We start from the raw sequence: 13,261 nt of genomic DNA on the forward strand, positions 1-13,261 counted from the left end.
TGTCCCGTCCTGAAATAAGTTTACGAAAAAGGAGCTTATTCATGGACAAGTTAGACACTGTAAAGGTTAAGCGCACTCAAAAAGATTACACCTTAGGCTTTAAATTAGCCGTCGTTGACAGTATAGAAAAAGGCGACATGACCTATAAACAAGCGCAAGCAATTTATGGCATACAAGGACGCAGTACCGTTTTGGTGTGGCTGCGAAAGCATGGTAAATTAGACTGGATCCATCCCCTTAAGAGCCAGACTATGCCGCATAAAGAAACCCCTGCCCAAACCATCAAACGTTTAGAGCGTGAACTGGCTGATGCTAAAGCACATAACCTTATTTTAAGTAAAGTAGTCGAAGTATTTGAAAATGACTATGGAGAAAATGCTAGAAAAAAGTCTTCTACGGCATCCTTTGGAAACTCAAAACAGACAAACAAATAAGTTTAGCTCAAGGATGTCGTTTGCTTAGTGTTAGTCCGCAAGCGGTATATCAACATCGTATTCGGCAGCATGACAAAGCAAGCAAGTTTACTGTCATCAAAGACTGGGTGCAAGCGTATCGAATGCTCATGCCTCGCATAGGAGGTCGGAAGTTATATTGGCTCATTAAGCCTAAGCTGATGGCTCATGGCATAAAGATTGGCCGTGATGGCTTCTTTGATTATCTAAGAGCACACCGCTTGTTGGTTAAGCCCAAACGTAGCTATACAAAGACGACCTTTAGTAAGCACTGGATGAAAAAGCATCCCAATCTAACGAAAGATGCCCCTGCGCCTATCAAGCCTGAACAAACCTTGGTGGCTGATATTACTTATGTCACATCCAAACAAGGGACGCACTACCTATCTTTAGTGACGGATGGGTATTCAAGACAGATTATGGGATATCATTTAAGTGAGAGTATGCCAGCGACTGAGGTTGTAAAAGCGCTTAAGATGGCAGCTCAAAGGCGGCGTTATACTCATAAAGCGATTCATCACTCTGATAGAGGTCTACAGTACTGTGCATCAGAGTATCAAGAGGTGCTTAGAGCAAATAACATCACACCGTCTATGACCGATGGCTATGATTGTTATCAAAATGCATTGGCTGAGCGCGTTAATGGGATTTTAAAGAATGAGTTCTTGTTGTATGAGTGCAATACGATGAGTGAGCTTAAACAGCTGATCGATGAGTCTGTTTATGTCTATAACCATATCAGACCGCATTTAAGTTTAAATATGAGAACACCTGCTGAGGTACATGACGGTTATTTATCTCCTGCTTAATACAAAAAAGCCAGATATTCAGGGTATCTGGCTTAGCAAAAACTATCAATATATTTTAGGACGAGACATTAATCATTCAGCTTTGTTAGCATTTAAATAAACTAAACCTTAGTTTGCATGAAAGTATTTTTTTAATACCTCTAAGCAACGCGTGATTTTTGCAGGCTGTTGCTCACGGTTTAAGGTTACAGCATATAGTACAAAACTTGGCATCTGGTAGCCGGTCAAAACTTCGACCAAGTTGCCCGATTCTAGCTCTTTTTTGACATCCATTTCCATCATTCTAAGAATACCATGACCTTCTTTGGCGATGGTCATTGCCATAAAGACATTATTGGTATGGATACGCGACGTCATTTTGATACGTGTTTTTTTACCAGTCTCAGTCTGAGTCAGCTCAACATTATTTGTATCCTTCATGATATCAATACAGATAAGATGATGATCTGCCAAATCTTTCGGCGTTTCGATTTTCTTATGCTGACGTAAATATTGTGGTGAAGCGACCAACATTTGACGTACATCAGATAACGGATGATTGCTCACAGTTGAGTCGTTGATATTGGGGCTCATACGTATCGCAATATCGATTCGCTCATCAATCATATCAATATAATTATTATCTGCAAAATAGGTGATACTAAGATCATCGTGCGCTGACATCCAAGTCGATAGTGCTGGCAAAATATGATTGACACCAAGCTCTGGGGTCGTTGCAATACGCAAACTACCTGCCAATTCATCACGTAATTGATTGACTTTAATTCGACCTTGCTCTGCCGCACTTACCACATCTTTTGCCGCTTCATAAAAGCTAGCACCCGCTTCTGTTAAGCTGAGCTTACGGGTTGAGCGATGTAATAACACCACACCAAGCTCGTTCTCTAAAGAACGTATTTGCTGACTGACGGCGCTGGTGGTGATACCAAGCTCACGGGCTGAACCACTAAAGGAGCCGTGTCCGACCACACTAGCAAACACAGCCATACCACGTAGATTATCTAACATATTCTCATCCAAGCTGCTTTTTAGTTGTTAATATAACTTAACCATTATAGCGGATAATGATAAATCTTACAGTTTTTTAATATTAAACTCAGAGTAAGATGTGAGTGTTCCTTAATCAATAAAAGCAAAAAAATCAAGATGATAGATCAATATCAACTTGATTTTTTAATAGATACAATATTTTTAATAAAGTGCTAATCTTTATAAACTATCAATTAATAAATGTATGACTGTTTAATATAACTGAACCTTGCCCATTTTGCCTTCGCCACGCTCGGTTAAATATTGCATCACTGGCGTATTAAACAATCTTGATTCTGCCACTGTTTTAGCCTCAACGAGACGTTTTTGTTGACGACGCTCTGGGGTTTTATCATCGGCTTGCGCGATACTGCTATCAATTCGTAAACTGATGGCGGCATCAGGGAATTGTACCTGCATCTTTGTCGCTAGCTGCTCAAAGGTTGCCTGCAAATGCTTACTATCGACTGCTGTGACAAAGATGGCTTCGGCATTACAGCTGCCTGTCATCATACCTTGACGGGCAAGCGCCAATTCATCTTGAGCCAAACTAGCGGCTTCACGAGCAGTTTGTAGCCAATAGTCCCATTTTTCTGGTGTCCACTCACCTATCAATTCTTGCGGCGGACAACGCAGAAGCGCACGAGGGTCTTCAGATTGACTGAATAATTGAGAATCATTTACCTCGGGCTCAACAACGGGCTCAACAACGGGCTCAACAACGGGCTCAACAACGGGCTCAACAACGGGCTCAACAACGGGCTCAACAACGGGCTCAACAACGGGCTCAACAACGGGCTCAACAACGGGCTCAACAACGGGCTCAACAACGGGCTCAACAACGGGCTCAACAACGGGCTCAACAACGGGCTCAACAACGGGTTCAACAACGGGTTCAACAACGGGTTCAACAACAGGTTCAGGCTGATTATTGGACAATTCTAGCGTGTCATAAACGCTAGAATTGTCATACTGGCTTAAATGACTAGCCTCGTCATTTGAGTAATATTGCTCATGTTGAGTAATACTATTATCAGCGCCAACATCCTGTTTATCATTGACACTTATATCAATATTCTCATAAACGATATTATCAGATTGAGTTTGTAATTCTAATGATGATGACACTGGCTCAGTGATTAACGTAGCGCTAGAGACAGTGGTAGTAGGTTTTTCTATAGCCGTTACTGTACTATCAGGTACATTGGCTAATATCTCATCAACCGGTAAGGGACGAAAAGCTAAGAGACGTAAAATACACATCTCAAGTGCTTGCATCGGCGTACTGGCAAGCTTGACGCCTTCCCGTGCTTGTACCACAATTTCATAATAAAGCTGTAATACATCAGGGCTCATATGCTGGGCAAGCTGATTGATATGCTGTGCTTGCGCTTCATTGACATTGAGAGCGACTTCGGGCAGCAGCTGACACAATGCCAACTGATGCAATAGCTCAGCGAGTCCGTCAAACATACTGCTAGCATCAACCATTTGCGCACGCATCTGCTCGATATGGGCAGCGACAGCAGGCTTATCATGATTATAGATATCTGTAATTAAACTCACTAAATCGGCCGCATCAATGAGACCAAGCATGGCATTGACCGTGACATCATCCAGCGCACCTTGGCCAAAAGCAATGGCTTGATCGGTCAACGATAAGGCGTCACGTACCGAACCTTTTGCCGCACTAGCCAATTGCCAAAGTGCAGGCTGTGTATAGCCTACTTGTTCTTGGGTTAGAACATTGGCTAAATGCTCACTGAGCAAGCTTTGCGACAAAGGACGCAATACGAACTGCAGACAGCGCGAGATAATAGTAATCGGCAGCTTTTGAGGATCCGTAGTGGCTAATAGGAACTTGACATGCTCAGGCGGCTCTTCCAAAGTCTTAAGAAGCGCATTAAAACTGTGTGTCGACAGCATATGCACTTCGTCAATCAGGTAGACTTTATAACGGCCTTGGCTTGGCGCATACGGCACATTATCCAGTAGCTCGCGCGTATCTTCAACTTTGGTACGAGAAGCTGCATCAATCTCAATCAGATCAATAAAACGCCCTTGATCAATCGCCACGCAATTATCACACACGCCACATGGGGTACTGGTAATGCCAGTATCACAATTTAAACATTTAGACAAAATACGGGCGATGGTCGTCTTACCGACGCCGCGCGTACCCGTAAATAGATAAGCGTGATGCAGACGATTGTAATCAATCGCATTAATCAATGCCTGTGAGACATGCGTTTGCCCAATCAACTCGTGAAAGTTTTTGGGGCGGTATTTGCGGGCTAAAACTTGATATTGCTGCGTCATAATGAATGCCAAGGTAAGTCGTAAAAATATAAGTAAAGCATCAAATTAGCAATTTATCTTAAAATCAGTTATCGAAGCTAAATGTCAAAAATAAGTGTCGAACCTAACTATTGAACCTAACTATTGAACCTAACTATCCAAACCAAGCATCAAAAACAGCTATCAAACTTAAGTCTCAAAACTAGGCTATGATTGAGCTCTCAATTGAGCCAACTGTTGATATAAACGCTGCGTATTCACATCGATAAGCGATCCATGCTGATGGAAAGCATCAAGATGTACTTCGGTATTCACGCTATCTTCACAAGGTCTGACATCGACACCAATTAAAAACAGCTCTTGCATAACGGGCTGCTGCATTTGGGCGTTGAGCTCAAATAGCAAATCTTGATGACCAGCACGAACTTTATCTGCACTTAACGAGCTATTGCTATCTTGCGCATAAAATACCATTAAATAATGGCGACCAAATACATTGTAAGAGTGCTCATGGCGCACATAACCTGTCCAGCGCGATTTTTGGTCAATTGTTCTATGGGCCAATATTTTTTCTATTAAACACGCATAGGTGTACATGGATTCATCGACCAAAATATCAACCTGCTCTTTTGGCAATGGGTTACCCGCTTCATAACAGCTTTTGATTAAACTATTAAAGAGCTTGTACCACATTCGAGTATTCTTCTGAATCTCTGCCATCAGCGCTGCCGCAAACTCAGTTTGGTTAGGCTCTGCTGCTTTTATCAATCGTGGTTCAATCTGTGCTATCAATTCATGACTAACCAATTGCTCTTGAACTTCAATCGCCCTATGATGAAAATCTGGCGCTTGTAAGAACTGCACAAGCAAAGTCGATTCATCTGCAAACGTCTCAAACCCAGTCAGTTTACTGCGATGAAACGCTAGATAGGCGGTCAAATCACTTGGCGTCACCAACTGGTTTAATATCTCAGCAAAGTTCTGGTAGCTAAACACTTGTAGAACGCTGTGTTCATCGTCCAAATCTAACACACAATCTTCAGCAAAGAACTGACTGCCATACTCATAACCAACCGCATAAGATGGCGATGATGAATACTGGTTTTGTAGATCATTATGATCGCAATCTTGATGCTGGACTGAAAGTGACGTTAATCCAATAAAATATACGGGTTTATTAGATGTCGCTTCATTTTTATGAGTGATAGCTTTATCGTTTTTGAGATAAAGATGTGCATGTTGCTTGATAAGCTGATTGACAACTTCTTTTCTCCATGTACGAACTTGAGTAGTATCAATGTCTTGCTTACTTGCCTGCATCACGACATCATTGACAATAAGATAAACCGTCGCATTAGAAAACTTGAAAACAAAATCATAACCCTGAAAATATTCAGGGCTAGTGATTTTCTTTTCTGATAAGTCATACAAAGACAAAAAACTCTGTTGAATCATCTGTTGCCAAATCGAGGGCGTTACTTGCTGATTGTCCATAGTATGCATAATGTCCCTATTAATTAAGTACTAAAAAACCATAGAAGGCTATTCCATCAAAGCGGAGAAAGCCATCTTATGTTCAGTTTAGTGCTAGCATAGACTTATGGCAAGCAAACTATCTTTAACCCTCAAGCTTACGGCGCATATGTGGGAATAAAATCACATCACGAATACTGGCAGAGTCTGTCAATAACATCACTAAACGGTCGATACCAATACCTTCACCTGCTGTTGGCGGTAAACCATAAGACAAAGCTTCGATATACTCTGCATCGAAATGCATCGCTTCATCATCGCCAGCATCTTTTTCAGCCACCTGACCAAGGAAACGCTCAGCCTGATCTGCAGGATCATTAAGCTCACTAAAGCCATTAGCCAACTCACGACCACCGACAAACAGCTCAAAACGATCCGTAATCTCAGGGTTATCATCACTACGGCGTGCTAGCGGTGAGGTTTCAGCAGGGTATTCAGTGATAAACGTCGGCTGACGCAATTGGTGCTCAGCGGTTTCTTCAAAGATGATGGTCTGCAACTTACCCACACCAAAGACATCCTTTACCTGTTGCTTTAGCGTTGTCGATGCGTACTCTGCAAGATACTCACGATCGTTAATACGATTCATATCAAAGTTTTCTGCATATTTGGCAATCGCATCAGACATAGATAGACGTATAAATGGCGCTTTTAGGCTAATGGCTTCTTCTTGGTAAGTAATCTCGGTGGTACCTAAGATATCGATCGCCAATTCGTTAAATAAGCGCTCAGTCAAATCCATCAAATCATGATAATCTGCATACGCTTGATAAAACTCAATCATGGTAAATTCAGGATTATGACGGGTTGAAACGCCTTCATTACGGAAGCTACGGTTAATCTCAAAGACTTTCTCAAAGCCACCAACGACCAAGCGCTTAAGATAAAGCTCAGGAGCAATACGCAGATATAATGGCATGTCTAACGCATTATGATGGGTCACAAACGGACGTGCCACTGCACCACCTGGGATCGGATGCATCATAGGCGTTTCAACTTCCATAAAACGCTCATTTAGCATAAATTTGCGAATACCGCTAATGACTTGACTGCGCACCATAAAGGTATCACGGGTCGTCTCATTAGTCATCAAATCAAGATGACGATTGCGATAGCGTGCTTCCACATCAGCTAGTCCATGAAATTTATTTGGCATTGGGCGTAATGCTTTGGTCAATAACTCAATCTCTTCAATATGTACGTACAAATCGCCTTTGCCTGAACGACCGATATAACCTGATACACCAACGATATCACCCAAATCTAGCGATTTGATGTCTGCTAACGTCTTTTCATCTAACTCTTTGCGTGCCACATATAACTGGATACGACCTGTCATATCTTGGATAACAATAAACGCCCCACGGTTCAGCATGACGCGACCAGCGACATTCACCTGTGTTTTTTCGCCTTTAGCATCATTGTCAGCAATTTCTTGTTTTGAGATACCCTCAAAAGCTGCCTGCAAGTCTTGAGCATAATCTGTGCGCTTAAACGTATTCGGATAAGGCTGTTTACCTGAAGCGACGATATCATCCAGCTTGGCTTGCAATTGGGCAATCAGCTCATTAGCGTCTTCTGGAGCTTGCTCTTGATTGTTTTGCTGATTTTGATTATTAGGCTTTGACATAACACTCTCAAAATTATTAGATAATTAAAGGAATAAACGAAAACGATAAACTTAAATTAAGGGATTAAAACAAAAAATTCAAATTAGGCAGCTACATAACAGTTATGTGGCTTTAGTATTAAAAATAAATAGTAAATTAATCAACACAGATAGCAGGTTGTGCCACACCTTTTTCTATGGTTTGATAACAGCCAAAACCGCTGCTGTCACTAGCGCATTGCCCAGACTGGTTTTTAGTACCACCCTTAATGAACTCACCGGTATTTTTGCACTTACCTTGGCAGTCGGTACTGTCTTGGCAAGCTTTTCCTGCATCGGTATAATTTACCACACATTGATAACAACCAAGCCGACCTTGCTGTGAAAATGCGCCACCCTTTGCCGTGCACGCTCGTACCATATCGTTAGGCGGATAGATGCACGCTTGATAAGAAAAAGGGTCATTTTTATCATTCATTGCAGTATCATCGGTCTGGTCTGGCTTTACGACTGACGTTGATGAAGGCGTGACGCTACAAGCAGATAACCAAAACGCCATCAAAATAGCGACAATAGTCATCGCGATTTTGTTAAACGGTAATAGTAGCGATAAATTAGTTATCATATGCATGGCATATGCCTCTTATATTGTTGGCTGATGAAGTGCTTATTAAGCACCACCAATACTTGCCATCAAGTCCGCTTGATGCTCACGTAACAGCGCATCAAGGATTTCATCCAAGTCACCTTCCATAATCGAGTCAAGCTTATATAAAGTCAGGTTAATACGATGATCCGTCATACGTCCTTGCGGGAAATTATAGGTACGGATACGCTCTGAACGATCACCGCTACCGACCAAATCACGACGTATCGTATCAGCGGCATCTACCTGTGCTTGGACTTTGACTTGCTGAATTTTTGAAATCAGCATTTTCATCGCTTGCGCACGGTTTTTATGTTGACTGCGTTCTTGTTGACACTCTACCACGGTACCCGTTGGTATATGCGTCAAACGTACAGCAGAGTCGGTAGTATTCACGTGCTGACCACCAGCACCGCTTGAGCGGAAAGTATCAAAGCGAATATCAGCTGGATTCAAATCAACCGTATCATCAATTTCAACTTCAGGCATCACAGCGACAGTACAGGCTGACGTATGCACGCGACCTTGGCTTTCTGTATCAGGTACACGCTGAACACGATGTACACCAGACTCAAACTTTAGGCGACCATAAACGCTATTACCAGACACACGAGTAATGATTTCTTTATAACCCCCATGCTCACCCTCATTGGCTGACAAAATCTCTAAAGTCCAGCCTTGGTTCTGGGCGAATTTTTGGTACATACGGAATAAGTCACCAGAGAAAATCGCTGCTTCATCACCACCTGTCCCTGCACGAATCTCAAGGAATGCGGGCACTTTGTCGTTAGGATCTTTTGGCAGCATCATGAGATTAAGTGCTTCTTCCATCTCTACGATAGTATCGCGAGCACTGTCAATCTCTTCTTGCATCATCTCTTTCATGTCAGGATCTGATGCTTCTTTTAGCATCGCTTCTGCATCAGCCTGATCCGTTTCTGCACCAACATAGTTCTGCCATAAAGTGGTGATATCCATCAAGTCGCTGTGTTCGACGGACAATTCACGGAATGTATTGTTATCACTGATGACACTCGGGTCTGATAATAAGGCAGTGACCTCTTCATAACGGTCTACCATTTGGTCTAAACGCAGGCGTAAGGATTCTTTCATAAAAGGACTTTTAATTGAATAATTGAAATAAGACGGTGATTATAGCAAATTTTTGCGCTTAAATTAAAACCTCTCAGCAATCTTGTCAATATATGGACAAACTTTTTTACTGCTTCCATAATATCGCCGCTTTTTTCTGATAATTTGAATGCAGCATCAACTTTGCTTAAAATTTAAATAAAAAAATAGCCAAGAATATTCTTGGCTATTTTGATAATAACTAAAACTCAAGGCTTAAAAAATTACACCTTGCGGACGATTACCGACCCAATAGAGTAACCAGCACCAAACGAGCAAATAACGCCCAAATCACCGGATGCAAGATCATCTTTATAGCGATGGAAAACAATCATTGGGCTGGCTGAGCTGGTATTGGCGAATTCAGCAATGACACTCGGTACAATGGCTTTGTCTGCTTCTTTACCGATGACCGTACGCAAGATTAAATCTAGCATATTGGCATTGGCTTGATGGAGCCACATCATTTTTACATCAGAGGTTGGGATATTGTTTTCTTGTAGATGCTCAGTAATGACTTCTGACACTTTTGGACAGACTTCACGGAAGACTTTACGACCATTTTGTAAGAATAATTTATCGGTTACTGGCTCTTTAAGATCCGGATACATCTCTGTTTGCGCTGCTAAAAACTCTGAGCGATCCATAAAACCGTATTCGTTTTTGATATTGGTCGAGAACTGAGTAAATAGCTTAGAGTTTAGAATCTCATAGCCTTTAGGTGTATCCAGCTCTTCGACGATGCAAGCAGTTGCGACATCACCAAAGATAAAGTGACTGTCACGGTTACGCCAGTTTAAATGCGCTGAAGTAATTTCAACGTTGACCACAGCGACGCGCTTAGCAAGACCTGATGCGATAGAACCATGTGCTTGTGATAGACCAAAAGTTGCGGCACTACAAGCTACATTCATATCATAAGCAAAGCCACCTACCATACCGATCGCATTTTGAATCTCGATAGAGACGGCTGGATAAGTACGCTGAAAGTTTGAGCAGGCAAGGATGATACCATCTAAATCATTGGCTTCAAGTCCTGCATCAGCCAAGGCATCATTTAACGCGGCCACACCCATTTCTGCCATGATAGACAGTTCTTCGCCCAAGTTACGATAAGCGATAACAGGTGCCATGATGTCAGGATTTAAGATGCCGTCTTTTTCCATCACATAGCGTGATTTGATACCAGATACTTTTTCGATAAAGGCCGCTGATGAAGGCTGAAGAGCCGTGAGGGTGCCTGCTTCAATGTCAGCCGCGTGTTTTGCATTATAGTTTTCAACATACTGATTAAAGGACTCTACCAGTTCTTCATTACTGATGCTAAAAGGCGGGATATACAGGCCGGTGCCTGTGATACAAGTCGTCATGATACGCTTCCTTGTCTACTACTATGGTGCTTGAAATAAGCATAAGGTGAAGTAAAACAACAGTCGTCTAATTTTGGGTGAATGACTGTAAACTTAAAATAAGTGCCTTTATTATGCCTGAATATTATTATTTTTCTAATACTTTGTTACAAATAATCAGCTTCTTGCCAAGAATAAGCAAAGATTGGCTTCATTTTGCGGTAGCTGCGTTATAATCAGCCTTGCTTACTCACGTTATTTGTATAAATAATTGATCTGCATTTTGATTGTCTACATCTCTATTAAGAAATATCAAACTTATTATCTATTTTGGAATGACAATGGTGGAACTTTTGAATTGGTTGTTTGGTCAGTATGCCGACTATCCGACCTTGTTTATCGGGTTGGAATTGATTGCGGTTATCTTTGGGGTAGCCAGTGTACTACTCGCCAGTAAAACCAATATTTTGGTATTCCCTATTGGCTTGGTCAGCACCGCTATATTTGTCTATCTGTTATGGAAATGGCAATTATTTGGTGATATGTTTATCAATGCTTATTATACCATTATGAGTATTTATGGCTGGATAAACTGGTCAAAAAATAAAGAACTTACACAGCATCGAAACCATATAAACCCCACCGCTCAACAACATAACCAAGAGCTTAAAAACACTGATGCGCCAAACCTTATCCAAGTAGAACGTTTAGATAAAAATGACGTCCCTATATTGGCATTATTAGCCGCGGCAACTATAGCTTTTGTTGGTCTGGTTTATTATTTTAGACCAGTGATCAATAACAATTTCAGCTTCGATGGCGCTGAGCTTGGCATGCATCTATTTACGTGGGTTGACTATACTGATATGTTGACCACTGCCCTGTTTTTGATGGCGATGTGGCTGATGGCACGGCGCAAGATTGAGCATTGGATACTCTGGATTGTCGCTGATGCTATCTCAGTACCTCTCTATTTTTATAAAGGTCTAACCTTTACAGCATTACAATACGTAGTCTTCACTCTTATCGCAATTTGGGCTTATTATGAATGGCAACGACGCTATCGCCTTCAATCTCACGCAGCATACGCCTAAATCCGTTATTAAGGTCGCAGTTTTAGGCGCAGAAAGTACGGGGAAAACCACACTGTGCCGTGATTTAGCTACCCATTTTGGCTGTCCTTGGGTGCCAGAGTATATGCGCACCTATCTGCAAGAAAAATGGGATAAAGAGCAGCTGACCTGTACGTGGGAGGACTTGCTGCCTATTGCAGAAGGTCAGATACTGCTTGAGAATAAGTTGGCAAAGCAAGTATCACAAACGTCAAACGACCATCATTATTTATTTTGTGATACCAGCTTGTTTGAACTGATGGTTTATTCTAATTGGTATTATGGCGATTGCCCTGAAGTGCTCACCCAAGCAGCATTGGTGCATCATTATGACTTAATACTATTAACCGACGTTGATACACCTTGGATTGCTGATGACTTGCGTGATAGCCCGCATCAGCGCGATGAAATAAGCGCTTATTTTGCTGATCAGCTAACAGCTTATAACAAACCATTTCAATCAATTGGCGGCGCTCAAGAGGTGCGGGTTCAACAAGTGGTAAAATTGCTAGATGCATTTAAATTAAATAATAATGCTTAGGCTATTTAATAAACACTGTCAAATCTTGCACCCATTACTATCTTACGAGCTTAGTGTTTAAGGCTTTTGCCCAATTCCGGCAGTTATCTTCACAGCGCTCGCAAGGCTGATTGGCATCAGAGATAAAGTCCAAATATCCGCAGTACATACAAGCGTAATATGTTCCTGATTCTACCTGCTCAACCGCCTGATACTGTTTCGGGAAAAGTGGCAGACCATAGCCAGTGTCATCAGGTGGGTATAATAAAAGACTAAAATTGCCATCGGTTTCAAGCAAACCGGTACGAACCTGACCTAAATGCTCGACCCCCTGTTGGCGCATTTCCGCAAAAAACTCATCATGTGACATTTTCCCTTCTGCTATTTTGTCGTGTACCAGCATGCCATCTTCGACGATATATAAGGACTTACCTTCTAACAAATCTTCAAAAGGCTGATATTTCATCATGCCCCATGTACAGAGCCGGTAAAGCAGTATTACCGTACTCATAATTAGTACTGCTTGGATAATCGGTAAATCCTCGGTAAACATCGGGTCACCTGCGATAGAACCGAGTGACAAGATGATAGTAAGCTCAAAGATGGAGAGCTGTCGAACGCCGCGCTTGCCGGTAAAGCGCAAAAATGAAATGATGAGCACAAACATGACAATGACACGTATCAGTATCTCAGCAGCAAACGCCCACGTTGTATCATAAATAAAAATACTTGCCCAATCCATAATGCTTCCCTTGTTATTATTTTTAATGATG

Annotated in this window: 11 protein-coding genes; 3 read left to right on the top strand and 8 right to left on the bottom strand. The window is 41.8% G+C overall.

Going from position 1 to position 13,261, the window contains the following annotated elements:
• Nucleotides 1-41 precede the first annotated feature (41 nt).
• Nucleotides 42-1,261, top strand: a protein-coding gene (locus H0262_RS04710) for an IS3 family transposase (protein ID WP_181209883.1) whose coding sequence is annotated in 2 segments (ribosomal slippage) — nt 42-381 and nt 381-1,261 — 1,221 coding nt in all. Because the reading frame shifts where the segments join, the coding sequence is not laid out codon by codon here.
• 108 nt (nt 1,262-1,369) lie between these two features.
• Here the strand turns inward: H0262_RS04710 and H0262_RS04715 are convergent.
• From H0262_RS04715 to H0262_RS04745, 7 genes are all read right to left on the bottom strand, one after another.
• Nucleotides 1,370-2,269: a LysR family transcriptional regulator gene (locus H0262_RS04715; RefSeq protein ID WP_011513737.1), complete on the bottom strand. Its 900-nt coding sequence runs from the start codon at nt 2,267-2,269 to the stop codon at nt 1,370-1,372.
• A 234-nt stretch (nt 2,270-2,503) separates the two neighbouring features.
• Entirely contained in the window at nt 2,504-4,609 is a 2,106-nt protein-coding gene (gene dnaX, locus H0262_RS04720; RefSeq protein ID WP_181209884.1) for a DNA polymerase III subunit gamma/tau, read from the bottom strand.
• 186 nt (nt 4,610-4,795) lie between these two features.
• Nucleotides 4,796-6,091, bottom strand: a complete 1,296-nt coding sequence (locus tag H0262_RS04725; RefSeq protein ID WP_259275405.1) for a hypothetical protein — start codon at nt 6,089-6,091, stop codon at nt 4,796-4,798.
• Between the two features lie 115 nt (nt 6,092-6,206).
• The gene (gene lysS / locus H0262_RS04730; RefSeq protein ID WP_181209885.1) at nt 6,207-7,751 is read right to left on the bottom strand and encodes a lysine--tRNA ligase; all 1,545 of its coding nucleotides are present in this window, start codon (nt 7,749-7,751) and stop codon (nt 6,207-6,209) included.
• A gap of 136 nt (nt 7,752-7,887) precedes the next feature.
• Complete coding sequence (locus H0262_RS04735) at nt 7,888-8,361, bottom strand: hypothetical protein (protein ID WP_181209886.1); 474 nt, start codon at nt 8,359-8,361, stop codon at nt 7,888-7,890.
• Between the two features lie 39 nt (nt 8,362-8,400).
• Nucleotides 8,401-9,489: a peptide chain release factor 1 gene (gene prfA, locus H0262_RS04740; protein ID WP_181209887.1), complete on the bottom strand. Its 1,089-nt coding sequence runs from the start codon at nt 9,487-9,489 to the stop codon at nt 8,401-8,403.
• A 242-nt stretch (nt 9,490-9,731) separates the two neighbouring features.
• Nucleotides 9,732-10,877, bottom strand: a complete 1,146-nt coding sequence (locus tag H0262_RS04745) for a beta-ketoacyl-ACP synthase III (RefSeq protein ID WP_181209888.1) — start codon at nt 10,875-10,877, stop codon at nt 9,732-9,734.
• A gap of 320 nt (nt 10,878-11,197) precedes the next feature.
• On the opposite strand from H0262_RS04745, the gene pnuC reads away from it, so the two are divergent.
• Together pnuC and H0262_RS04755 are read left to right on the top strand one after the other, a co-directional pair.
• Nucleotides 11,198-11,950: a nicotinamide riboside transporter PnuC gene (gene pnuC, locus H0262_RS04750; RefSeq protein WP_181209889.1), complete on the top strand. Its 753-nt coding sequence runs from the start codon at nt 11,198-11,200 to the stop codon at nt 11,948-11,950.
• Nucleotides 11,901-12,509, top strand: a complete 609-nt coding sequence (locus tag H0262_RS04755; protein ID WP_181209890.1) for an AAA family ATPase — start codon at nt 11,901-11,903, stop codon at nt 12,507-12,509. The genes pnuC and H0262_RS04755 overlap by 50 nt, the downstream gene beginning before the upstream one ends.
• Before the next feature lie 37 nt (nt 12,510-12,546).
• Here the strand turns inward: H0262_RS04755 and H0262_RS04760 are convergent, their stop codons facing one another.
• Nucleotides 12,547-13,230: a DUF421 domain-containing protein gene (locus tag H0262_RS04760; RefSeq protein WP_181209891.1), complete on the bottom strand. Its 684-nt coding sequence runs from the start codon at nt 13,228-13,230 to the stop codon at nt 12,547-12,549.
• Between the last annotated feature and the right edge of the window lie 31 nt (nt 13,231-13,261).

This window comes from Psychrobacter sp. D2 (assembly GCF_013608135.1).
Taxonomy (GTDB): domain Bacteria; phylum Pseudomonadota; class Gammaproteobacteria; order Pseudomonadales; family Moraxellaceae; genus Psychrobacter; species Psychrobacter cryohalolentis.

What these genes read in the sequence shown, in the direction of transcription:
- H0262_RS04715 (WP_011513737.1), bottom strand. Translation starts at nt 2,269, where the DNA reads ATGTTAGATAATCTACGTGGTATGGCTGTGTTTGCTAGTGTGGTCGGA.
- prfA (WP_181209887.1), bottom strand. Translation starts at nt 9,489, where the DNA reads ATGAAAGAATCCTTACGCCTGCGTTTAGACCAAATGGTAGACCGTTAT.
- H0262_RS04745 (WP_181209888.1), bottom strand. Translation starts at nt 10,877, where the DNA reads ATGACGACTTGTATCACAGGCACCGGCCTGTATATCCCGCCTTTTAGC.
- dnaX (WP_181209884.1), bottom strand. Translation starts at nt 4,609, where the DNA reads ATGACGCAGCAATATCAAGTTTTAGCCCGCAAATACCGCCCCAAAAAC.
- pnuC (WP_181209889.1), top strand. Translation starts at nt 11,198, where the DNA reads ATGGTGGAACTTTTGAATTGGTTGTTTGGTCAGTATGCCGACTATCCG.
- H0262_RS04725 (WP_259275405.1), bottom strand. Translation starts at nt 6,091, where the DNA reads ATGCATACTATGGACAATCAGCAAGTAACGCCCTCGATTTGGCAACAG.
- H0262_RS04735 (WP_181209886.1), bottom strand. Translation starts at nt 8,361, where the DNA reads ATGCATATGATAACTAATTTATCGCTACTATTACCGTTTAACAAAATC.
- lysS (WP_181209885.1), bottom strand. Translation starts at nt 7,751, where the DNA reads ATGTCAAAGCCTAATAATCAAAATCAGCAAAACAATCAAGAGCAAGCT.
- H0262_RS04755 (WP_181209890.1), top strand. Translation starts at nt 11,901, where the DNA reads ATGAATGGCAACGACGCTATCGCCTTCAATCTCACGCAGCATACGCCT.
- H0262_RS04760 (WP_181209891.1), bottom strand. Translation starts at nt 13,230, where the DNA reads ATGGATTGGGCAAGTATTTTTATTTATGATACAACGTGGGCGTTTGCT.